The sequence below is a fragment of the Massilia glaciei genome (assembly GCF_003011895.2).
Lineage (GTDB): Bacteria > Pseudomonadota > Gammaproteobacteria > Burkholderiales > Burkholderiaceae_D > Telluria_A > Telluria_A glaciei.
In genome coordinates this window covers 39,351-61,924 of sequence record NZ_PXWF02000314.1, presented here as the reverse complement: position 1 = coordinate 61,924, position 22,574 = coordinate 39,351, and the positions used below count along the sequence as shown (strand labels likewise).

At 64.2% G+C, this 22,574-nt stretch carries 18 protein-coding genes and 1 pseudogene; 5 read left to right on the top strand and 14 right to left on the bottom strand.

Annotation, left to right across the window (positions count from 1 at the left end):
• Positions 1 to 19: 19 nt before the first annotated feature.
• From blaOXA to bamE, 5 genes and pseudogenes are all read right to left on the bottom strand, one after another.
• A complete protein-coding gene (gene blaOXA, locus C7C56_RS30835) occupies positions 20 to 826 on the bottom strand; it encodes a class D beta-lactamase (RefSeq protein ID WP_370660246.1) in 807 nt (268 codons plus the stop codon).
• 132 nt (positions 827 to 958) lie between these two features.
• Positions 959 to 1,873 (bottom strand): annotated as a pseudogene (locus tag C7C56_RS30830) (M56 family metallopeptidase); the annotation flags it as partial.
• Positions 1,870 to 2,253: a BlaI/MecI/CopY family transcriptional regulator gene (locus C7C56_RS25265; RefSeq protein ID WP_106760111.1), complete on the bottom strand. Its 384-nt coding sequence runs from the start codon at positions 2,251 to 2,253 to the stop codon at positions 1,870 to 1,872. The gene C7C56_RS25265 and the pseudogene C7C56_RS30830, both read right to left, overlap by 4 nt.
• A gap of 383 nt (positions 2,254 to 2,636) precedes the next feature.
• Entirely contained in the window at positions 2,637 to 3,344 is a 708-nt protein-coding gene (locus tag C7C56_RS25260) for a hypothetical protein (RefSeq protein ID WP_106760110.1), read from the bottom strand.
• Positions 3,345 to 3,350: 6 nt separating this feature from the next.
• Positions 3,351 to 3,956, bottom strand: coding sequence for an outer membrane protein assembly factor BamE domain-containing protein (gene bamE / locus C7C56_RS25255; RefSeq protein WP_146204637.1), 606 nt, complete (start codon positions 3,954 to 3,956; stop codon positions 3,351 to 3,353).
• Positions 3,957 to 4,364: 408 nt separating this feature from the next.
• On the opposite strand from bamE, the gene C7C56_RS25250 reads away from it, so the two are divergent.
• Positions 4,365 to 6,314: a DUF885 domain-containing protein gene (locus tag C7C56_RS25250; RefSeq protein ID WP_441295178.1), complete on the top strand. Its 1,950-nt coding sequence runs from the start codon at positions 4,365 to 4,367 to the stop codon at positions 6,312 to 6,314.
• Entirely contained in the window at positions 6,203 to 7,579 is a 1,377-nt protein-coding gene (locus C7C56_RS25245) for a leucine-rich repeat-containing protein kinase family protein (protein WP_441295179.1), read from the top strand. The genes C7C56_RS25250 and C7C56_RS25245 overlap by 112 nt, the downstream gene beginning before the upstream one ends.
• A gap of 1 nt (position 7,580) precedes the next feature.
• Here C7C56_RS25245 and C7C56_RS25240 read toward each other — a convergent pair whose 3' ends face one another.
• From C7C56_RS25240 to C7C56_RS25215, 6 genes are all read right to left on the bottom strand, one after another.
• Entirely contained in the window at positions 7,581 to 7,868 is a 288-nt protein-coding gene (locus C7C56_RS25240) for a DUF4404 family protein (RefSeq protein WP_106760107.1), read from the bottom strand.
• Positions 7,858 to 8,091, bottom strand: coding sequence for a VF530 family protein (locus tag C7C56_RS25235; RefSeq protein WP_106760106.1), 234 nt, complete (start codon positions 8,089 to 8,091; stop codon positions 7,858 to 7,860). Before C7C56_RS25235 ends, C7C56_RS25240 begins: the two co-directional genes overlap by 11 nt.
• Positions 8,092 to 8,218: 127 nt before the next feature.
• Entirely contained in the window at positions 8,219 to 10,357 is a 2,139-nt protein-coding gene (locus tag C7C56_RS25230; RefSeq protein WP_106760105.1) for a M3 family metallopeptidase, read from the bottom strand.
• A gap of 107 nt (positions 10,358 to 10,464) precedes the next feature.
• Positions 10,465 to 12,624 (bottom strand): M3 family metallopeptidase, encoded by a 2,160-nt coding sequence (locus tag C7C56_RS25225; protein WP_181373348.1) that lies wholly within the window; start codon positions 12,622 to 12,624, stop codon positions 10,465 to 10,467.
• Positions 12,625 to 12,899: 275 nt separating this feature from the next.
• Positions 12,900 to 13,103 (bottom strand): SlyX family protein, encoded by a 204-nt coding sequence (locus tag C7C56_RS25220; RefSeq protein WP_106760103.1) that lies wholly within the window; start codon positions 13,101 to 13,103, stop codon positions 12,900 to 12,902.
• 486 nt (positions 13,104 to 13,589) lie between these two features.
• The gene (locus C7C56_RS25215; protein WP_106760102.1) at positions 13,590 to 15,650 is read right to left on the bottom strand and encodes a UvrD-helicase domain-containing protein; all 2,061 of its coding nucleotides are present in this window, start codon (positions 15,648 to 15,650) and stop codon (positions 13,590 to 13,592) included.
• A gap of 122 nt (positions 15,651 to 15,772) precedes the next feature.
• Here C7C56_RS25215 and modA point away from each other — a divergent pair, with 122 nt between their 5' ends.
• Together modA and modB are read left to right on the top strand one after the other, a co-directional pair.
• Entirely contained in the window at positions 15,773 to 16,555 is a 783-nt protein-coding gene (gene modA, locus C7C56_RS25210) for a molybdate ABC transporter substrate-binding protein (protein WP_106760101.1), read from the top strand.
• Positions 16,548 to 17,252 (top strand): molybdate ABC transporter permease subunit, encoded by a 705-nt coding sequence (gene modB / locus C7C56_RS25205; protein ID WP_106760100.1) that lies wholly within the window; start codon positions 16,548 to 16,550, stop codon positions 17,250 to 17,252. The genes modA and modB overlap by 8 nt, the downstream gene beginning before the upstream one ends.
• A 159-nt stretch (positions 17,253 to 17,411) precedes the next feature.
• On the opposite strand, the gene C7C56_RS25200 is transcribed toward modB, so the two are convergent.
• Positions 17,412 to 17,927 carry a DUF1003 domain-containing protein gene (locus C7C56_RS25200; RefSeq protein ID WP_106760099.1) on the bottom strand — a complete coding sequence of 172 codons (516 nt, stop codon included), beginning with the start codon at positions 17,925 to 17,927 and terminating at the stop codon, positions 17,412 to 17,414.
• A gap of 179 nt (positions 17,928 to 18,106) precedes the next feature.
• Between C7C56_RS25200 and C7C56_RS25195 the strand changes: the two genes are divergently transcribed.
• On the top strand, positions 18,107 to 18,595 hold the full coding sequence (locus tag C7C56_RS25195) for an AtaL-like protein (RefSeq protein ID WP_106760098.1): 489 nt from the start codon (positions 18,107 to 18,109) through the stop codon (positions 18,593 to 18,595).
• A gap of 169 nt (positions 18,596 to 18,764) precedes the next feature.
• On the opposite strand, the gene C7C56_RS25190 is transcribed toward C7C56_RS25195, so the two are convergent.
• Both C7C56_RS25190 and C7C56_RS25185 read right to left on the bottom strand, forming a co-directional pair.
• Positions 18,765 to 20,204, bottom strand: a complete 1,440-nt coding sequence (locus C7C56_RS25190; RefSeq protein ID WP_106760097.1) for a dihydrolipoyl dehydrogenase — start codon at positions 20,202 to 20,204, stop codon at positions 18,765 to 18,767.
• 269 nt (positions 20,205 to 20,473) lie between these two features.
• Complete coding sequence (locus C7C56_RS25185; RefSeq protein WP_106760096.1) at positions 20,474 to 22,495, bottom strand: primosomal protein N'; 2,022 nt, start codon at positions 22,493 to 22,495, stop codon at positions 20,474 to 20,476.
• Positions 22,496 to 22,574 lie beyond the last annotated feature (79 nt).

Genomic DNA, 22,574 nt, shown 5'->3' with positions numbered 1-22,574 from the left:
TTGTCGTGGGAGAGTGTATTTAAAGCGCGGCCGACCACGCTGACAGATCGCGCAGGAAGGCTTGCTTTACGCGGGGACCCGCCGCGCTGGTTTCCTGTTTTTGATCGAGCGCCAGGCGGGCGAAAACCACGGTGCGTTCGCCCTTCTGTGCCCAGCCAACATACCAGCCGTATTGGCGTTTTCTGTCATCCTTGCCATCAGGCAGGACCGGATACGCGGTGCCGGTTTTACCGTGGACCACCCAGCCATTAGCCAAGGTCTCGGACGTCAAGATGCGGGTCGTCATGTCATACGCTTTCGGCGTCAACGGGAGCTGTCTGTTCACGAGCTTCCTCAGGAAAGCCACCTGTTCGACCGGCGAAATTTTTAGGCTCGAGCCGACCCATGAAAGCGTGAGACCGTTATTTTTGCCGGGATCGCCGGTTACATCACCGTTCCCGTAATCGAAGCTTTTTATATAGCCCTGGAAGCGTTCGGCGCCAAGTTTGGACGTGACCTGCTGGGCGTACCAGACGACCGAATTGCTGATCCAGCTGGTCGGGTCGGTCGTCGCGCGCCACGATGGTATCCAGGCGGGATAGCCGGCCTTGAATGGCAACGCGGGCGCGTGCTCGTCGCGCAGGATTCCACTGTCATAGCCCATCAGGCTGACAACGATATTGAATGTCGATGCCGGCGTGACGCGCTCGTCGCACCGGCCCTCGTGGACCAGCCGCCTGCCGCTGGCGGCATCAACCAATGCGGTGCAGTTGAGCGCCGCCGGGGGCGCGGCATCGTTGAAAGGCCAAGGCGTTTTTGCGAGCGTAGGGGGCGCAAGCTCCGGCACCGGATCGATGCGCCAGGCAAGCGCAGGTTGGAAGGCGAGGCTGCCGACAAAAATGCCCGCCAGACCGCCCAGCGCGGCAATGCGCGCCCCCCGGCCCCGCGAGCCAGTCACCGGTTCGCGGATCAGCGCGATCCGGCCTGCCAGCGTACTCGCGCTGACACCGCCGAAAGCCAGTGCCGTTCTGACCGAGTGGTGCTGCATTTTTAGTTGCGCCACAAGCGCAGCCGCATACGCCTTGCGTTGCGCCCGCGGGCGGTCACGCAGCACGTCGCGGTCGCATCCAAGCTCTTGCGCCCATGACAGGTTCTCGCGCAACAGCCGCATGAAGGGATTGAACCAGAGCAGTGTCTGGAGGAAGATGCCGGCGGTCATCCATTGCAGGTCGCGCCGCCGCAGATGGGTGAGTTCATGCTCGACGATCATTTGCTGCTGCAACACCTCAAGCCCACGCAAATGCCGCGGCAACAGCAGGCGCGGCCTGAACAGGCCGAACAGCATGGGCGAAATGGGCGCGTCGACTTCGATGACCGCCACCGCGGGCGCGCCCGCGAGCGCACCGGCAAGCGCATGATGTTGGTCGAGGGCGCTCACTCGGCATCCGGCGGCGGCCAGGCCGTTCAACATGCGCCGCGCCTGCAACAGCCTGATGAGCGAGTAGCCAAGGCCGAGCAGATACACCAGCAGCCAGGTTTGTGCGCCCAGGACCAGCCAGGAACGCTCGACCGTCTCCGGGGGCGTGGCACTGGCAGCGCCGGTGGCAGGCGCCGCCGCCAGTGCCGCGGTCGTCTCCGGGGCAACCGACTGCGCCTGCGTTGCAAGCTCGATGTCGATCGGCGGCACCACTCGCAGCCGTTCACTGTGCGGCAGCAGAATCACCAAAAACGTCGCCACCACCGTGATCTGGCTTAGCAGCCACATCGATCGTTGCATCGGGAAATCGGGCAGGCGGCGGCAAAGCGCCGTCACCGCCCACACGCCCAGTCCCGCGGCCACGCAGCCGCAACTGGCCAACAGAAATCGGAAAATCAACAGGTCGATGGGAGTCATTTTGCCTCCTCATTGCCTTCCGGCCAGTCGTGCAGCAGTTGTTCGAGTTGCGCGAGTTCGGCTCCGTCGACAAGCTTGCTGCCGGTGAACATGTTGACGGGCAAGGGCGCGTCCATCTCCATCACGCGCTTGCCAAAGTCGTGCGCAAAGGCCGCCAGGGTGCCGACCTTCTCGAGCGCGGCCTCATACACCTGCACGCCATGGAGGGTGGCTTGGCGCACGGAGCCCTTGTCCAACATACGTTCCAGCGTTTTGCGGGTCGAAGAGTAGGACCAGCCAAGTTCACCCTCAATTTGCTCGTGGATTTCGCGTGCGCTCAGGGGGTGCTGTCGCCACAGCGACTTCAGTACAATTAGTTCAGAAATTGAGGGTATTGCCATGTAAGAGCTCCTTGTGCGACTATTGCCGCCATTATGCGACATGTGTCGCTAAAGGGTCAAGAAACAACTTTCAAGCCTTTGATGATTGCGCCAAACGCGCCTTACAGGTGATATCAAACAACCCGCCGGAGCGGAACGCTTTCTGCGGACAACTGCGGACGACACCGAGTCCGCACGCAAGCGCCCGCCCTGCGGCTTAACGGGGAAGTTGAGAAATAGGATCTGGCGGAAAAAAAACCCGCAGTAGCATCTGCGGGCTTTCCGTTCCAGCGCACACTGTTTGCCACCTCGCCAAAGAGCGGCGGATTGGACGGGACAGGCTCAGGACGAGTTGATGATCTTGGCCATCGTTGGCGTTACAGTCGCTCGGTCAATGTCTGCAGCTAGCGGCTTGCCGGGATGTAGATCGAAATAATAATCGGCGCCTGCGCCGGCGCCTGGAGCACCGGCCGCTTTTCGCTTTCTTCCCGGAGATTGAAGTCGTGCACCCGTTGGTTCCCGCCGATCTGAATTGTCATCGACTTGGTCTCATTCATATTCGTCGCAAGGTTGATACGGTTGAACGAATAGAACATGATGCGTCCGCCCTGTTCGGCAGCAAGCGGGTAAATGGCAGTGCCGCTAGGTGCCCCAAAAAGGGAGTTAACATCGGCCATAGTGCTTTCGTGCTTCTTGATCTCGCCGATTTTGCTGGTATCGAAATTTGTCGAATCCGATTTAAAGCTGCTATTGAGGTGCATCCCAGTCACTTTGTCGGCGACGGTGTACACATGCAGATTGCGCCGACCGAAAAGAGCCGCTTCAATGGGTGGCTTCAGCGGGTCATTGCTGGAAAACCAGTACTCGATGTCATGCACAATCAGGGGTGACGGCAGTTCTTTGCCGGCCATATCCTTGCGGTAAGTATTGACTGTTTCGCGCGCCGGTGTGCCCAGCAAGGCGATCAGTTCGGGGCGCGTGGTCTGGCCTAGCACGATACTGCCAAACTGGGCCGTCGAGAAATCCCGGCCGAACTCGCGCGGCGGCGTCGTGCAGCCTGCGGACAGCATGGCAAGCGCAATTGCAAGGAGGGTCGACTTTAAATAGTACATAGACGTCTACTTCACATTAACTTTTAGATCGAAATCGGACACCTTCTTTTTCGCGTCAAAGTAGACCGTGAAGATCTTTGTGTGGAATTTATTCGTGACATTGTTCATGCTCACGCGGTAGTAGCTGATCCCCGTGCCGTCGACGTCCGACGTGTAAGGATGGATCGAACGGCCAGACGGCGTGCCCATCACTGCGACGACCTCCGCCTCCGACATGCCCTTGGAAATTTTGCCGACCTTGTTTTCATCAAAATCGGTCGACTCCCCGGCGAAGGTGCTGCTCAGGCGGTAGTGCACCAGCATCGGGCCAGCGAAATGAACCGACAGCACGCGGGCCGCGCGCATGTTTTCCTCGGCTGCCTTGGGCGCTTTGTCCGAATAGTAGTAATTTGCATACTCGATGACTATCGGGTTAGGCAGATCCTTGCCGGCGGTGTCCTTCTTTGCGGTGAAAATCTCCGGGTTGCGCAATTCGCCGATGCTTTGGATAACTTCACTCTTGGTAGTCTTGCCTGGCACCAGACTGGCCGCGGATTGGGCGCTGAAGTTTTTCCCATATTCGGTGGTGGCGGGGGGTGTTGGCGCAACCTGGTAGAAAGGTCGCAGCTGCAAGTGCGCATACGGTGACGAGAGTTTTCATAGTTTGTCTTCGGTTTTTTTAGGTATTTATGACGTTAAGCAGCAGAATGTACTGGAAATTGCTGTGACAAATTCAATATTGTCGACAGGCGACACCAGCGCCAAGGTGATAATTCGAGAGAATATGAATGCAGCATCGGTTCCGTGTACATCTTCAAGAATGTATGGGTACGCGCGATTTGAAATGGTCATCGATGCTTCATCGACGGTCTTCGAACACGCTGTTTCGGCGGCAGCCGGCATAGGCGAAGCTTCGCTAGGACAATGGTAGTATGCCTGTGCATGCTTTGCGACCAGCGTTAACTATTCCAAAGAAAACCAATGAAATCTAAGCAATACCTCGGCGCGATCAGCGCCGCCGCCATCCTCGCTTGCGCACCATTGCTGCCGGCCCACGCGACGAGCAAGCCGCCCCTGGTCGCCGCGCCCGCCTCCCCCTTGCACGCCAAGCAGCTCCAGCAATTGGTCGCCGACTACTATGCGGAGAACACGCGCTTCGATCCTCTGAGCGCGACGTTTTGGGGGGACAACCGCTTCGACGATCAGCTTGGTCTGCCGATCTCTCCCGAGAATCGCGCGCGCCACTTTGCGGCGTACCGGAAATTCGCCGAGCGTCTGCGTGCCATCAAGCCGGACCACCTCGGCGCGGCCGACCGCACCAGCTACGACGTGCTCGACTACAGCCTGAAAACCGACCTCGCCGGCGCCGCATTTCCAGAACACCTGCTGCCGCTCGACCAGATGGACAGCATCCCCGTGATGATCGCCAATCTGGCCAGCGGAAAGTCATCGCAACCGATCACCACCCCTAAAGAATACCGTGCCTACCTGAGCCGCCTGAGGCAATTGACGCCGTGGCTGGAGCAGGCGATCGTCAATATGCGCGAGGGTATGCGCAGCGGCGTCGTGTTACCAACGGCCATCATCAAGGCGGCCCTGCCGCAGCATCGGAACCTGGTCAGCGCCACGCCCGAAACGAGTGTGTTTTACACGCCGGTCAAGAACCTGCCGGCCAGTTTCTCCTCCGAAGAAAAACGCAGCCTGGGCGCCGAGTACAAGGCGGAAATCGGCGGCCGGCTCAATCCGGCCCTGGCCAAATTGGCGCGCTTCCTGGAGAAGGAGTATCTGCCGGTCGGGCGCGACAGCGCCGGCATGGGCGCGATGCCGAACGGTAGCAACTGGTATCTGGCGCGCGTAGCCTCGCGCACCACAAGCGCCTTGCAGCCCGACGAGATTCACAACACGGGCCTCAAGGAAGTGGCGCGCATCCAGGCCTTGTTCGCCGTCCTCGGGCCCAGAATGGGTTACAAGGGGCCGGCCGCCGGCTTGCCGAAATGGGTGGCGGCACAGGAGAAATTCCGCCCCTTTAAGAGCGAGCAGGAGATCCTCGAGGTCTATCGCAAGCTCGACCTGACGCTTGAGCAGAAACTGCCCGCGCTGTTCTCGCTGATGCCGAAGGCGGCGCTCGAACAGCGCCTCGAACCCGAGCTGACGCGCGCGACGGCGTCGGACCATTACCTGCCGGCGGCCGCCGACGGCTCGCATCCCGGGGTGTTCTACGCGGTGGTCAACGACCCGAAGGATTACAGCCGCACCGGCATGACGACGCTTTTCCTGCACGAGGGCCAGCCCGGCCACCACATGCACGCGGGCCTGCTCAAGGAACTCGATCTGCCGGACTTCCGCAAGTTCAACACCGAAAACGCGAACAGCGCCGCCTTCACCGAGGGCTGGGCCCTGTATTCGGAGGCGCTGGGCAGCGAATTGGGCCTGTACGACAATCCCGAGGCGTACTTCGGCCACCTCAACGACGAGTTGATGCGCGCCGTCCGGCTGGTGGTCGACACCGGCATGCACGCCAAGGGCTGGAGCCGCGAACAGGCGATCGCGTACATGCAGGAGGCGATCGGGTACAACGAGGCGCGCGCCACCAACCAGATCCAGCGCTACATGGCGCTGGCCGGCGCAGGCGCTGGCCTACAAAACCGGCTCGCTCAAGATCATGGCGCTGCGCGAGCAGGCACGTGCGGCGCTCGGCGACAAGTTCAGCCTGCCCAAGTTCCACGAGATCGTCATCGGCACGGGCACCCTGCCGCTGCCGGTGCTCGAGGCGCGCGTGAAGCGCTGGATCGCCGCGGGCAAGTGATACAACCGCAACGCACACAGGAAACAGATACAGGAAATACATGCAAACACTGCAACAACTCCAGTCGGGCGAACTGGCTGGAGCAAGCGCGCTCGCCTTATCGTGCGGGCTCACGCAATTTCCGGATGCGATCTTCGATCTGGCGGACACGCTCGAGCATCTTGACCTCTCCGGAAATGAATTAAGTTCCCTGCCCTTTGATTTCGGCCGCCTCGGCAAACTCAAGCGGCTATTTTTGTCGCAGAACCGCTTCACCGAGGTGCCCGAGGTCATCGCCGACTGTCCGCAACTGGAGATGGTCGGCTTCAAGGCGAACCGGATCGCGACCATGTCCGAGCGGGCCGTGCCGCCCAACACACGCTGGCTGATCCTGACCGACAATTGCCTCGAACGATTGCCCGATGCGATCGGCCAGTGCCCGCGCCTGGAAAAACTGATGTTGGCCGGAAACCGGTTGACGGCGCTGCCGGCGTCGCTGGCGGCGTGCGTCAATTTGGCCTTGTTGCGCATTTCGGCCAACCGTCTCGAGCAACTGCCAGCCTGGCTGCTGACGATGCCGCGCCTGTCGTGGCTCGCCTTCGCGGGCAACCCGTGCACCGCCGCGCCCGCCATGCCGGCCGATCTGCCATGCATCGACTGGCATGAGCTTGAGTTGCAGACACAGTTGGGCGAGGGCGCCTCGGGCGTGATCTCGGAGGCGCTCTGGCTGACCGAAGGCAGGCAGGTCGCGGTCAAATTGTTCAAAGGCGAGCTCACCAGCGACGGCTTGCCGGCCAGCGAGATGGCGGCCTGTGTCGCGGCCGGACGGGATCCGAATTTGGTCGCGGTGCTGGGCAAGCTCGGCGGCCATCCGGGGCGACGCGAGGGCCTGGTGCTCGAACTGATCGATCCGGCCTACGCCAACCTGGGCTTGCCGCCGACGTTTGCCAGCTGCACGCGCGATGTGTACGCGCCGGGAAGCACGTTTTCGGCCAGACAGATTGCCGACATCGGCATCGGGATCGCCTCGGCCTGCGCCACCTTGCACGCCAAAGGTCTCATGCACGGCGACCTGTACGCGCACAACATCATGGTTGATGCGACCGGACCGGCGTTGCTGGGCGATTTTGGCGCCGCCACGTCCTACGAGCGCGCCGGGCCGCAGGCAAGCCAGCTAGAACGCATCGAGGTCAGGGCGTTTGGCTGCCTGCTGGAGGACTTGCTCGCGCAGCAAACAAATGATTGGGAAAGAGCACAAACCCCCGTCGTCTCGGGCTCGGCGCCCCCCTTCACGGGGACCCATAGAACGGTGGCTCAAAGCAACTGTTCCATGGGTCCCCGCCGTCGCGAGGACGACGGGGCGCATTGGGCGCGGCTCAGGGATGCTTGTCTGGATGAAGTGGTCGAGCGCAGGCCCGACTTTGCGGCCATCGTCGCGGCGCTGGAGGCGGTGCCCGTGGGCGCCGCCTGAATCAGATGCCCATGCTCGACAAAATATTGCCCAGCTCGCGCAGCGCCGGCTCGAGGCGCGGGTGCTGCGCCGCGAATTTGGCCGACAGCTCCTGGCTGCGCTCGGCCAGGCCGTAGGTGGTGCTTTCGTCGTTCTCGTCGACGGCGCGTTTTTCCAGCAGTTGCTTGATGTCGGCGTCGAGCTGGCGCAGCAGTTCCTGCAACTCGACGTCGACCTCCTCCGTGTTGGCCATGTTCGCGTGAAGGGTCTTGAGATGCGCCTTCAGATTGTTTGCTTTTTCATTGAACATGTCGGTCCTCGTGTGTGGTGAACTGGGTGTTCAAATATAACTCTTCGACCCGGGCGCGGGCCCAAGGCGTCTTGCGCAAAAACTTCAGGCTCGACTTGATGCTCGGGTCGGACGTGAAGCAATTGATGTCGATCCGCTTGGCCAGTCCATCCCAGCCGTAATGGTCCACCAGCCGCGTCAGCAGCGCTTCGAGGGTGATGCCGTGTAAATCTTGAACGCTCATTGAAACGCTGCTTCCTTGTCACTGGGTTGCCACTGTTTTGGCACTGGGTTGTCACTATTGCGGATAACCATACCGCACTATAACCCGAAGCGGCGGGACGGCACCACGGCACGCCCCGCCCGGTTCGTCACTCGGTGTCGAGGCCGCGGCGCTCGAGCAGCGGGCCGACCGTCGCGTCGCGCCCGCGGAAGGCGCGGAACATCTCCATCGCATCCATCGTGCCGCCGCGCGAGAGCAGCATCTTGCGGAAGTAGTCGCCGTTCTTGCGCGTCAGGCCGCCCTGCTCGTTGAACCAGCCGACCGTGTCGGCGTCGAGCTTTTCGCTCCACAGGTAGCCGTAGTAGCCGGCCGGGTAGCCGCCCGAGAACACGTGCGAGAAGTAGGTCGTGCGGTAGCGCGGCGGCACCAGCGCGAAGTCGACGCCGGCGTCCTTGAGCGCGGCCGCCTCAAAGGCGAGCACGTCGGTCGGCATCTGCGCCGCGCCCAGCTGGTGCCAGCGCTGGTCGATGATCGACGCGGCCAGGTACTCGGTGGTGCGGAAGCCCTCGTTGAATTTCTTCGCGGCGAACACCTTGTCGAGCAATTCCTTCGGCATCGGCGCGCCGGTCTTGTGGTGCCTGGCGTAATTGGCCAGCACCTCGGGCCAGACCGCCCACATCTCGTTGACCTGCGACGGGAATTCGACGAAGTCGCGCGGCACGCGGGTGCCGGCCAGGCGTGGATACTTGACGTCCGAGAACATGCCATGCAGCGCGTGGCCGAACTCGTGGAACACCGTGGTCAGCTCGTCGAAGGTGAGCAGGGTCGGCTCGCCGGCGGGCGGCTTTGGAATGTTGAGGTGGTTGGCGATGACCGGCTTGGTGCCCATCAGTTTCGATTGCGACACGTAGGCGTTCATCCAGGCGCCGCCGCGCTTGTTGCTGCGCGCGTAGAAGTCGGCGATGAAGATCGCCAGCGGTTTGCCGTTGGCGTCGAACACGTCGAACACGCGCACGTCCTGTTGGTAGACGGGCAGGTCGCGGCGCTCCTTGAACGACAGGCCGTAGAGCTTGCCGGCGGCGAAGAACACGCCCTTGTTCAGCACGTTGTCGAGCTCGAAATAGGGGCGCAGTTGGGCCTCGTCGAAGCTGAAGCGCTCGGCGCGCACCTTGTCGGTGTAGTAGGCCCAGTCGGCGGCGCCGGCCTCGAAGCCGCCTTTTTCGGCGTCGATCATCTTCTGGATCTCGGCCGCCTCGCGGCGCGCGTTCTTGACCGCCGGCTTGGCGAACTCGGCGAGCAACTGGTTGACGGCGGCGGGGTTGCGCGCGGTCTGCTCCTCGAGCACGTAGGTCGCGTGGTTGGGGTAGCCGAGCAGGGCGGCGCGTTCGGCGCGCAGCGTGGCGAGCTTGAGCACGACTGCGCGGTTGTCGAATTCGCCGCCGCGGCTGCCGCGGCCCATCGAGGCCTCGAGCAGGCGCTGGCGCACCGCGCGGTTGGTCAACACGGCGAGCGGGGCCTGGCCGGTGGTGTTGGTCACAGGGACCACGAATTTGCCATCGAGGCCGCGCGCCTTGCCGGCCGCGGCGGCGGCGTCGATGGCCGCCTCGCTCATGCCGGCCAGCTCGGCGCGGGTGTCGACCACCAGCGCGGCCGCGTTGGCCTCGCCCTGCACATTTTGCTTGAAGGTGGTCGAGAGCATCGCCAGCTCGGCGTTGTAGGCCATGAGCTTTTGCTTGTCCTGGTCCGACAGGCGGGCGCCGGCGCGCACGAAATCGACGTGGTAGCGCTCGAGCAGCATCAGCGATTCGGGGTCGAGCTTGAGATTGGCGCGGTTCTGGTACAGCTGGTCGATACGGGCGAAAAGCTTTTTATTGAGGCGGATGGCGTCGTAGTGGGCCGACAATTTCGGCGACAGCGCGCGCTCGATCTGCTGCATCGCCGGGTTGCCGTTGGTGCCCGACAGGTTGCCGAACACGCTGCTGACCCGTTCGAGCAGCTTGCCCGAGCGCTCCATCTCGACGATCGTGTTGTCGAAGGTGGCGACGCCGTGCCGTCCCAATATGAAGCTGATCTCCTCGGCGTGCTGGCGCATGCCTTCCTCGTACGCGGGCGCGTAGTGGGCGTCCTTGATCTTGTCGAAGGCGGGGTAGCCGAACGGCAGCGTGCTGGCCTTGGCGAACGGATTCGACGCGGTGAACGCCCCGGCCGCGGCGGCCGGGGGCGCGGCGAGCGCGAGTTGTGGAACAGCAAACTGGGCGACGGCCAGGCTGGCGGCGAGGAGAAGCATGTGGGGATGGGTCATGGTGTCCTTCTTGGTATGGAGGGAGGTCGAGCGCCCGTGGCAGGGTTTGCCACGGGATGGTGCGGGCGGCGCGCCGATCGCGCGCCACCGGATTACTTGGCTTTCAGGCCGCGGCGCTCGAGCAAGGCCTCGATCTTGGCGTCGCGTCCGCGGAAGTTGCGGAACAGCTGCAGCGCGTCGGCGGTGCCGCCGCGCGAGAGCAGCGTCTTGCGGAAATGGTCGCCGTTCTTGCGGTCGAGGCCGCCGTTGTCGAGGAACCACTGGACCGTGTCGGCGTCGAGTTTCTCGCTCCACAGGTAGGAGTAGTAGCCGGCCGAATAGTCGCCCATGCTGTGCGAGAAGTAGGCGCTGCGGTAGCGCGGCGGCACCGGCGCGAAGTCTACCCCGGCGTCCTTGAGCGAGGCGGCCTCGAAGGCGAGCACGTCCTTTGGCATCTTGGCCGGATCGAGCTGGTGCCAGCGCTGGTCGAGCAGGGACGCGGCGAGGTATTCGGTGGTCAGGAAGCCCTGGTTGAATTTCTTCGAAGCCATGACTTTCTCGAGCAGTTCGCGCGGCATCGACTCGCCGGTCTTATGGTGTTTGGCGTAGTTGCCGAGCACTTCGGGCCAGATCATCCACATTTCGTTCACTTGCGACGGGTACTCGACGAAGTCGCGCGGCACGTTGGTGCCCGAGAAGCGCGGGTAGGTCACGTTTGAAAACAGGCCGTGCAGCGCATGGCCGAATTCGTGGAACATGGTCTTGACCTCGTCGACCGTGAGCAGGGTCGGTTCGCCGGCCGGCGGCTTGGGCACGTTGAGGTTGTTGGTGACGACCGAGGTCGTGCCCATGAGCTTGGACTGCGAGACGAATTCGTTCATCCACGCGCCGCCGCGCTTGTTGCTGCGCGCATAAAAGTCGGCCAGGAAAATCGCGATCTGCTTGCCGTCAGTGTCGAACACGTCGAACACGCGCACATCCGGGTTGTACACCGGCAGGTCCTTGCGCTCCTTGAAGGTGATGCCGTACAGCTTGGTGGCGGCGAAGAACACGCCGTTGACCAGCACATTGTCCATCTCGAAATAAGGCATCAGTTGGGCCTCGTCGAAATTGAAGCGCTCGGCGCGCACCTTGTCGCTGTACATGGCCCAGTCGTGCGCGGCGACCTTGAAACCGCCCGGTTTGGCGCCCGGTTCGGCGCCCGTCTCGGCGTCGATGATCTTTTGGATCTCGGCCGCCTCGCGGCGCGCGTTGGCCACCGCCGGCGCGGCCAATTCCGACAACAGGGTGTTGACCGCGTCGGTCGTCTTGGCGGTCTGGTCCTCGAGCGAATAGGCGGCGAAGGTCGGATAGCCGAGCAGGGCGGCGCGTTCGGCGCGCAGCTTGGTCAGTTGCAGGACCACGTCGCGGTTGTCGAATTTTCCGCCGCGGGTGCCGCGCGCGAGCGAGGCGGCCATCAGGCGTTCGCGCACCGCGCGGTTGGTCAGCACCGACAGCGGCGGCTGGCCCGAGGTGTTGACCAGCGCGACGACGAACTTGCCGTCCAGCTTGCGGGTCTTGGCCTCGGCGGCGGCGGTGTCGATGGCCGCCTCGGACATGCCGGCCAGTTCGGCGCGGGTGTCGACCACCAGCGCGGAGGCGTTCGCCTCCTTGAGCACGTTCTGCGAGAACTTGGTTTGCAGGGTCGCGATCTTGCCGTTGAAGGCCTTCAGCTTTTTCTTGTCGGCGTCCGACAACTGGGCGCCGGCGCGCACGAAATCCTTGTGGTAGCGCTCGAGCAGGTAGGCCGACTCGGGATCGAGGCCGAGCGCGGCGCGCTTGTCGTAGAGCGCCTTGACCCGTTTGAACATTTTTTGATTGAGGTACTTGGCGTCGGAGTGGGCCGCCAGCCGTGGCGCCATGGCGCTGTCGATGTCGTTGAGCGCGTCGTTGGTGTTGGCTGCGAGCATGCTCGAGAAGGTCGCGTTGACGCGCGTGAGCAGTTGCCCGGAGCGCTCCATGGCCACGATCGTGTTGTCGAACGTCGGCGCCTGCGGGTTGTTGGCGATGGCGTTGAATTGGCGCAGGTCCTCGCGCATGCCCGCGTTGAACGCCGGCATGTAGTGCTTGTCCTGGATTTTGTCGAAGGCCGGATAGCGGAACGGCAGGGTGCTCACCTTGGCGAACGGATTATCGGCGGCCATGGTTGGCGCGGCGACCACGCTGACGGGCGCGGCGGCGAGATTGACGAACGCCAAGCTGGCGGCGAGGATAAGCATCTGAGGACGGATCATGGCATCTTTCACGAGCGGCTGGAATAAGGCTGCCATTGGGTAAACGGACAGCGCATGAGGCCATGATGATAGCAGGACGCTCCTAAAGCGTCATCCGCGAGAACATATGCATGTGTGGGAAAAAAGCCCGTATTGACGGGCGTACTTACGAGGCGGCCTCGGCACGGGTGGGCGCCTGTAAGCTGGCTGGCAACATTGATGCGGTGGCAATTGCGAAAGATTCGCAATGCGTTCGCGACGCTCTTGCAATGTTTCTGCAATGGGCGCGCGACGAATCAATAGTGCGGCGGCCTGTCGTTGACGGGGTTCGGGCCCGACTGCGCGTTGTTGCGGATGTGCTCGGCCAACTGGCTCACGAGGAGCTCGAGCTTGTCGATGCGCTTGGCTTGCTCGTAGACGACCTGATTCAATGAATCGACCATGTCCTCCTGGTGCGCGAGCTTGATCTCGATATCGACAAAACGGTCTTCGTTACTCACGGGCGTGTCCTTGGCGGCAAAGGCAGCATTATGCCAGCCGGGCGCGCCGCGCCGGGCTTTGGCTTGCCCCGTATTACCCGTAGGTATGAATTCGATGCAATTGGCGATCGACCCACCGGCCGAAATCCAAGGTACACGTCATTCCCTCGAAAGAGGGAACCCATACCGAGTGAGCAGTTATGGGCCGCTCAAAAATTCGGACACGAACGCCACGGGCCGGAAGGGGCGAACGCCGCGTTTGCACAAGCTCAATATGGGTCCTCGCTTCCGCGAGGATGACGCTGCTATTTGTGGGCATTCTCGCATCGTTATTTGTGCGTCATTCCCGCGTTGCGATTTGTTCGCCATTCCCCGCGTTGTTATTTGTTCGCCAATCCCGCGTTGCTATTTGTTCGCCATTCCCCGCGTTTCCTAGCTGCGAAAATTAACCAACGTCATCCGCGTCGTCTTAGGCATGACGGACCTAAGGCCGAGCAAGAAGGCCGCTCAGGCTTTCGGCGTGTTGAGCAGCGCCTTCAGGTTCGCCAGCCGGTCTTTGGGCGAGAGCGTCTCGGCCTCGGTCGGCGCGGCCGTGCCGACGTCTAGCGCCATCTCCTTGATGAAGCGCGAGGGGTCGCAGTGGACCTGCTCGCCCGCCCGCTTGCGCTTCTTGCACCACGTGATATGCAGCGTGCGCTGGGCCCGCGTGATGCCGACGTACATCAGGCGCCGCTCCTCCTGGATGCGCGCGCCGATCGTCTCGACCGAGGCGTCCGGGTCGCCCTTGTGCGGCAAGATGCCCTCCTCGACCCCGACCAAAAACACATGCGGAAACTCGAGCCCCTTCGACGCGTGCAGGGTCGACATGCGGACCGCGTCCTGCTCCTCGTCCTTGCCTTCGAGCATGGACATCAGGGCCACCATCTGGGTCAGCTCGAGCAGGTTCTTCTCCTCGCCGGACTTGTCCTTGCCGCCGCAGCCGCGCTCCTTGAGCCAGTTGACGAATTCGAGCACGTTCTGCCACTTGGCCTGGGCCGCGCGGTCGTCGAAGGTGTCGTACAGATAGCCCTCGTAGGCGATCTCCTTCATCATGTCGTCGAGAACGGCGGCCGCGTTCTCGCCGCTGCCCGAGGGGCCGGGCCGGCTCGCGCGCGACTCGAGCTGGTTGATGAAGGTGCAAAAACTGCGCAGCGGCAGCAACTGGCGGTCGGGCAGCTTGGCCTCGAGGCCGCCCTTGAAGGTCGCCTCGAACAGCGAGCAGTTCCATTGTTTGGAGAAAGCGCCGAGCACCTCGAGCGTGGCCATGCCGACCCCGCGCTTGGGCACGGTCACGGCGCGGATGAAGGCCGGGTCGTCGCCGTCGTTGGCGATCAGGCGCAGGTAGCTGATGATGTCCTTGATCTCGGCCTTGTCGAAAAAACTCTGGCCGCCCGAGATCGTGTACGGGATGCGCTCCTTGCGCAGGCACTGCTCGATCACGCGCGCCTGGTGGTTGCCGCGGTACAGGATCGCGTAGTCGGACCATTTGTTCTTGCGCTGGAAGCGGTCGCCCGAAATCATGATCGCGACCTGCTCGGCCTCCTGGTCGTCGGTCTGCATGCCGAGCACCTTGATCGGCTCGCCCAGGCCGTGCTCGGACCACAGCTTCTTGTCGAAGATTTTCGGGTTGTTGCCGATGACGGCGTTGGCCGCCTGCAGGATGCGGGTGGTCGAGCGGTAGTTCTGTTCGAGCTTGATCACGCGCAGGTCGGGGAAGTCGTCGCCCAGCGTTTTCAGGTTCTCGACCGAGGCCCCGCGCCAGGCGTAGATCGCCTGGTCGTCGTCGCCCACGGCGGTGAACATCGGCTTTTTGCCGATGCCCGTCACCAGCAGCTTGACCAGCTCGTACTGGCAGGTGTTGGTGTCCTGGTACTCGTCCATGAGCAGGTAGCGCAGGCGCCGCTGCCACTTGTCGCGGATCGGGTCGTTGTTGCGGAACAGCTCGACGGGCAGGCGGATCAGGTCGTCGAAATCGACCGCCTGGTAGGCCGCCAGCGTCGCCACGTAGCTGCGGAACACGCGCGCGGCCGTGGCCTCGTCCTCGTCGCTGGCGTCGCGGATCGCGTCCTCGGGGTCGACCAGGCCGTTCTTCCACAGCGAGATCGAATTCTGGATGCTGCGGATCAGCTGCTTGTCGGTGGTGATCGCCAGGTCCTGCACCAGGCCGTAGCAATCGTCGCTGTCCATGATCGAAAAGCGGTCCTTGAGGCCGACCCCGGCCGCCTCCTGGCGCAGGATTTTGACGCCCAGCGAGTGGAAGGTCGACACCGTGAGCTGCTTGGCCTGGCGCGGCTGCTTGAGCAGCTTGGCGATCCGCTCCTGCATCTCGAGCGCGGCCTTGTTGGTGAAGGTGAGCGCGGCGATGGTGCGCGGATCGTAGCCGCGGTCCTCGATCAGGTGCGCGATCTTCTGGGTGATCACGCGCGTCTTGCCCGAGCCGGCGCCCGCCAGCACCAGGCACGGGCCGTCGAGGTACATCACCGCTTCGCTTTGCGGTACGTTCAGGCCGAACTTGGGGGCGTTGGACATCGGGGGAGACACTTCTCTTCAGACACAGCCGGCCATTGTAACGTACCGCGTGCCGCTTCGACCGGCGCGCCGTCCCCGCCCTACGATGCCGCGCACCCGCGCGACTGGCGTAAAATAGCTCTATGAAAAAACTGACATCGGTCCTCCTGTGCGCGCTGGCGCTGCTGGCGCTGCCCGCCGCGCGCGCCGGGACCGTGCTGGTGGCGGCCGCCTCCGACCTGGCCTACTGCATCGACGCCCTCGGCGCCGCGTTCGGCAAGCAGGTGCCGGGCGCGCGGGTCAAGGTGTCGCTGGGCTCGTCGGGCAATATCTTCGCGCAAGTCCGGCGCGGCGCGCCGTTCGAGGTCTTCATGTCGGCCGACATGGCCTATCCGGCCAGGCTGGCGGCCGAGGGCGGGGCAGACGCCGCCACTTTGATCCCGTACGCGGTCGGGCGCATCGCGCTGTGGTCGCCCGACGCGCGCTTTGGCCACGGGAGCGGCCTGCGGGTGCTGCTCGACGCGCGCGTCAAGCGCATCGCGATCGCCAATCCCGACGTCGCCCCGTACGGGCGCGCCGCGCGCGAGGCGCTGCGGGCGCAGGGCCTGTGGGACGCCGTCCAAGCCAAGCTGGTGGTGGGCGAGAACATCGCCCAGACCGCGCAGTTCGTCGAAAGCGGCAACGCGCAATTCGGGATTTTATCGATGTCGACCCTGTCGGGTTCGCGCCTGAAGGGCACGGGCAGCCACTACCTGATTCCCGACGCGGGCCTGGCGCCGATCGAGCAGGGCGCAATCGTGACCACGCGCGGCAAGGCCAATCCGCTGGCCGCGCGCTTCGTGCGGTTCCTGCGCTCGCCGGCGGCGCGCGCGATCTTGCTCGGCAACGGCTTCGCGCTGCCCGCGCCGGCGCCCGCGCATGGATGATTGGTCGTTTCCGCCGGAGCTGTGGGAGGCCATCGGCCTGACCCTGCGGCTGGCATTGGCCTCGTCGCTGGTGCTGCTGGTGATCGGCATCCCGCTGGCCAACTGGCTCAACACCAGCCGCATGCGCGGCATCGTCTTTGTCGAAACCCTGGTCGGCCTGCCCATCGTGCTGCCGCCGACCGTGATCGGCTTTTACCTGCTGACCGCGATGGCCCCGCAGCAGCCGCTGGGCGCGGCCTGGGTCAGCGTGTTCGGGCAGCCGCTGCCGTTTTCGTTCGCCGGGCTGGTGGCCGGCTCGGTCGTGTACAGCCTGCCGTTCGCGGTGCAGCCGTTCCAGGCCGCGTTCAGGGGCGTCGGGCGCGAGCTGGTCCAGTCGGGGCTCGCGCTCGGCCTGACGCGGCGCCAGGTGTTCTGGTCGATCGTGCTGCCGCTGTCGCGGCACGGGATCCTGACCGGGGTCTCGCTCAGCTTCGCGCACACGATGGGCGAGTTCGGCGTGGTGCTGATGTTGGGCGGGAACATACCCGGGCAGACCCGGGTCGCCTCGATCGCGCTCTACGACGAGGCGCAAAAACTCAACTACGACGCCGCGCACGCCTACGCGATCGTGCTGCTGGCGATTTCATTCGCGATCCTGGTCGTTATCGCCCTGGTGCAGCGCCGGCAACACCGGCACATGAACCTGGTGTCGAACTAGGAGGCTGTCGGACTTAGGGAGTCGAAGCGAAAAAAGTGCCGGGCGAGGATAGATTTTGACGATTTCGCAGTGCCAATAGCGAGCTATTGGCCGAGAAAGCGGCGAAATATGGACCGTCCGACACTTTTTGCAGCCGACGATCCTAAGTCCGACAGCCTCCTAGGCCGGCATTTTTTTGAGCAGCGCCAGCAGCTCGTCGATGCGCTCTCCATGGGCGTCGATTTTCTCGTGCATGGCCATGATCTCGAGTTCAGCCTTGAGGTTGACCTCGTAGTCGTTCTCCATGCGCTCGCGGTCGATCTTGCCCTGGCGGTTCTGCGACATCAGGATCACCGGCGCCTGGATCGAGGCCAGCATCGACAAAAACAGGTTCAGCAAAATATAGGGGAAGGGGTCGAACGGCTTTCCACCGGACTTGGCCAGCAGGACCGAATTGACCCCCACCCACGCCAGCAGCACCAAAGCGAACAGCATGATGAAAGTCCACGAGCCGCCGAAGCGCGCGACGGCGTCGGCGGCGCGCTCGCCAATGGTGGAGTCGTCGGCCTCCTCCATCTGGCTGCGGGTGATCGAACTGCGCGTGGCCATGTGCCTGGCCACCTCGTCGAAGCTGCGTTTGTAGGTCGCGTGCCGGGGCGCGGACTGGATCGGAAGCGGATTTTTGGACGGCGTCATGGTGGCTCTTGTTATTGGGGGTGCGGCCGGTGGCCGCTGTGCTGCGAGTATAGCGGCGGGAAAAGTTCGAGAACGCACAACTGGTTGCGCACCGCGGGGTTGCGCGCCACGGCGATGGCCGGCATCGGTTACCATCTTGGATCACGGCGCCGCCGGGCCACCACACCAGATTAAAAGCCATGGAATTCGAACATCTAGTCGAAATCAACGACCCACTCAACCCGCTGATCGACACGCTCACGCGCGAGCAACTGTGGCGCGGCCTGGTGCTGCACGCCGAGTCGCCGATGCTGTTCGTGCCGCACCTCGACGAATGCATGCTGGGCGAGCGCAGCGAACCCGGCACCTTCACGCGCCGGCGCCGCTTCGGCGAACTGGTGATCGACGACCGCGTGATTTTGACGCCGCTGCAGCAGGTGCTCTACGAAGTGCACGCGCAGGGCGAGATCAGCGCCTCGAGCCTGACGGTGTCGATCGAGGCGCCGTCGGACGACACGCTGTTCGTGCGCTTCAAGTACGACGACGGCCACGACGCCGCCGCCGACGCGGCCAACGCCATGTACGACGACTTCAAGCGCTCGGCCTACCAGGAGGCCGACATCGACACGATCCGCATCCTGCGCGAGATGGCCGCGCAAGGCCGCCTCGACACGACCTACCTGAACTAGGAGCCTGTCGGACTTAGGATCGTCGGCTGCAAAAAGCGCTGTGCGGTCGATATTTCGCCGCTTTCTCGGCCAATAGCTCGCTATTGGCACTGCGAAATCGTCAAAATCTGTCCTCGTCCAGCACTTATTTCGCTTCGACTCCCTAAGCCCGACAGGCTCCTAGTCTAAGCTAAACCCCGGGCGGACAGTCTTCGCAGTCCTCTTCGGGCTGCGCTTTATCGAGTTCGCCGGAGAGGTCGCGCAGCGCGGTGCGCACACCCTCCTCGATGACCGGATGGTAGAACGGCATGTCGAGCATCTGGTCCACGGTCAGGCGCGCCTGGCAGGCCCACGACAGCAGGTGGCCGAGGTTCTCGGCGCGCGGCCCGATCATCTCGGCGCCCAAAAAGCGGCGGGTGCCGTATTCGGCGTACACGCGCAGCATGCCGCGGTTTTGCAGCATCACGCGGCTGCGGCCCTGGTTCACAAACGACACCTGACCGACCGCGAATTTTGGCTTGCCGGTTTCGCACAGCTCGCGGTAGCTGGCACCGAGGGTGCCGATTTGCGGCTCGGTGAAGGCGATCGCGAGCGGGGTGCGGCGCAGGCCGGGGCGCACGTCGGGATAGCGGCCCGCGTTGTCGCCGGCGATGCGGCCCTGGTCGGACGCCTCGGGCAGCAAGGGGCGCTCGTTGTCGGCGTCGCCGGCGATGAAAATATGGCTCGCGCCGCACTGCATGGTGCGGCTGTTGAACACGGGGATGCCCTTGGCGTCGAGCGCGAGGCCGGTGGTCTCGATGCCGATCCGGTCCACGTTCGGGGTGCGCCCGGCGGCCACCAGCACGAACTGGAAGCGCTCCTCGCGCGCATCGGCGCCGGCCGCGCGGGTGGTCAGCAGCACCTCGGCGCCGTCCTGGCGCGCGGACACGATCTCGGTCTGGAAGTGCAGGTCGAGTTCCTCGGCCAACGTTTTGGCGGCCACGTGCAGCACTTCTGGATCGCTGATCTGGGCGACGCTGCCGCTGCGGGCGAACACGCTGACGCGCACGCCGAGCCGGTGCAGCGCCTGGCCCAGTTCGAGCCCGATCACGCCGGTGCCGACGACCGCGACCGAGGTGGGCAGGTCGGTCCAGTCGAAGACGTCGTCGCTGACGATGACGCCGGGGCCGACATCGGCGAGCGCGGGCGGGATGGCTGGGCGCGAACCGGTGGCGATGACGACGCGCGCGGCCGTCACGAGCGAGTGCTCGTCGACCTGCAGTGTATTGGGGCCGGTGAAGCGCGCGTGGCCACGCAGCTTGTCGGCCTCCGGGAAACCGTCGACGCTTTCGAGCACGAAGCCGACGAAGCGGTCGCGTTCGGAGCGCACGCGCGCCATGACGGCCTTGCCGTCGATGCGGACGGCGCCCGGGTGGACGCCAAAGCCCGGGGCGGCGGCCAGCATATGGGCCGCCTCGGCGGCGGCGATCAGCAGCTTGCTGGGCATGCAGCCGACCCTGGCGCAGGTGGTGCCGTAAGGCCCGCCCTCGATGAGCAGCACGCGTTTGCCATGGGCATGCGCGGCGCGGTAGGCCGACATGCCGGCGGTGCCGGTGCCGATGACGGCCACATCGACGTGAAATTCTTTCATATTATTGCCCCGGTTTCGAATTTAAGTTACCGGCAGACGATACGCCATTTTTAGCTTAGCCGTTCGCTTCCAGAAAAATGTTCCCAAACCGGGGTCTGACCCCACTTATGAAACATTTCTTAAATTGGAAACCGGGGTCTGACCCCACTTTTGCTCACTTTTGCTAAACCGGGGTCTGACCCCACTTATGAAACATTTCTTAAATGGGGAACCCGGGGTCTGACCCTGGGTCTGACCCCGGTCGTCAACGCGGATCGCCGCCGCTCGGTTCAGATGTCGAGCGGGTCGACTTCGAGCGACCATTTGACGCGGCTTTTCATTTGGCGGATCGCGGCCAACCATTCTTTCAGGAATGCTTGCAGCGCCGGGCGCGAGGGGCATTCGACCAGCAGCTGGGCCCGGTCGACGTTGTGCACCCGCGTCATCGTCATCGGGATCGGGTCGTTGACCGTGATCCCTTCGTGCCCGATGCAGTCGCGCGCGTTCTCCAAAAATTCGATCGCCAGCGCCAGCTCCGGCGCTTCGGCCCGCAGCAATGCCTGGTACAGGTAGGGCGGCAGCGCGGCCTGGCGCCGCTCTTCGAGCAGGCTGGTGGCGAAGCGGTCGTAGTCGTGGCTGACCACCGCCGAATACAGGGGATGGGCCACGTAGCGCGACTGCACCAGCACTTCGCTGACGCTGCCGCCCTCCGCGCGCGCGGCACGCCCGGCCCGACCCGCCACCTGCATCAGCTGCGCGAACAGCCGTTCGCTGGCCCGGTAGTCCTGCGAAAACAGCGCCGTGTCCGGGTTGAGGATGCCCACCAGCGTCAGCTTTTTGAAGTCGTGGCCCTTGGCCACCATCTGGGTGCCGATCAGGATGTCGACCTCGCCCCGGTGCACGCTGTCGAACGCCTCCTGCGCGCTGCCCTTGCGGCGCGTCGAGTCGGCGTCGATGCGCAGGATGCGCGCCTCGGGGAACAGTGCCTGCAGGCCCTCCTCGACGCGCTGGGTGCCGCGCCCCAGCGGCTGCAGGTCGACGTTGCCGCAGTCGGGGCAGGCGCGCGGGATGCGCAGCTCGAGGCTGCAGTGGTGGCAGCGCAGCCGGTGTTCGGGCTTGTGCAGCACCATGAACGAGGTGCAGCGGGTGCAGTTGCTGATCCAGCCGCACGCCTCGCAGCAGATCACGGGGGCGTAGCCGCGCCGGTTCAGAAACAGCAGCGACTGCTCGCCGCGCTCGAGCCGCTGGCGCAGCGCCGCCACCAGCGCCGCGGTCAGGCCGTCCTTGGGCCGGTCCTTCTCCATGTCGAGCAGCTTCACCCGCGGCAGCACGGCGTCGCGCACCGCCCGTTCGCGCAGTTCGAGCTTGCGGTAGCGCCCCGAGCCGGCGTGGTGCCAGCTCTCGAGCGACGGCGTGGCCGAGCCGAGCACGATCGGGATGCCCAGCTGGCGCGCGCGCCAAACGGCCAGGTCGCGCGCCGAGTAGCGCAGCCCCTCCTGCTGCTTGTACGAGGGGTCGTGCTCCTCGTCGATGACGATCAGTTTCAGATTCGGCAGCGAGGCCAGGATCGCGAGCCGGGTGCCGAGGATGATGCGCGCGCGCCCCTCGTGCGCGCCCAGCCAGTGCAGCATGCGCTCGCCCTCCGACAGGCTGCTGTGCAGCGTGGCCAGCATCACGCCCGGGAAGCGCGCGCGGATGTTGCCCTCGAGCTGGGGCGTGAGGTTGATCTCGGGGACCAGCACCAGGATCTGCGCCCCGGCGTCGCGCGCCAGCACCTGGGCGCAGGCCTGCAGGTAGACCTCGGTCTTGCCGCTGCCCGTCACACCGTACAGCAGCAGCGGCGTGAAGCCCAGCGCGCCGCCGATGGCGTCGGCCGCCTCCTGCTGCGCCGGGTTCAGTTCGGGCATGTCGCGCGGGGTGGCGTCGTGCCCGAAGTCGGCCTTGGCCAGCTTTTGGATGGCGCGGTCGAGCGCGACGGTGGTGAGCACGCGCAAATTCTTCGGCAGCCCCGGCAGCGCCACCTCGCCCAGCGGGCGCTGGTAGTAGTCGGCGGCGAAGGCGACCAGCGCCAGCCATTGCGGCGACAGCGGCGCGAGCTGGCCGCGCACCGCCAGCGCGTCTTTGAGCTTGTCGGCGGGCACATCCGTGTGTTGGCCCACGCCAACGATGAGTCCGACTACGTCGCGCCGCCCGAACGGAACCTGCGCCAGCTGCCCCACGCGCGGCGGCGCCTCCGGCCCGTGTTGCCAGCGGTAGTCGAAGCAGCTTGTCAGCGGCGTGTCGAGCGCGATTGTGAGGATGCAGCTTGCCATCGGAGCCGTTCGGGTGGGGTCAATGCGGGTTTGGGGCGGTGTTCATTGGAACCGGCCCAGCTTGTGGACAACTTTGTGG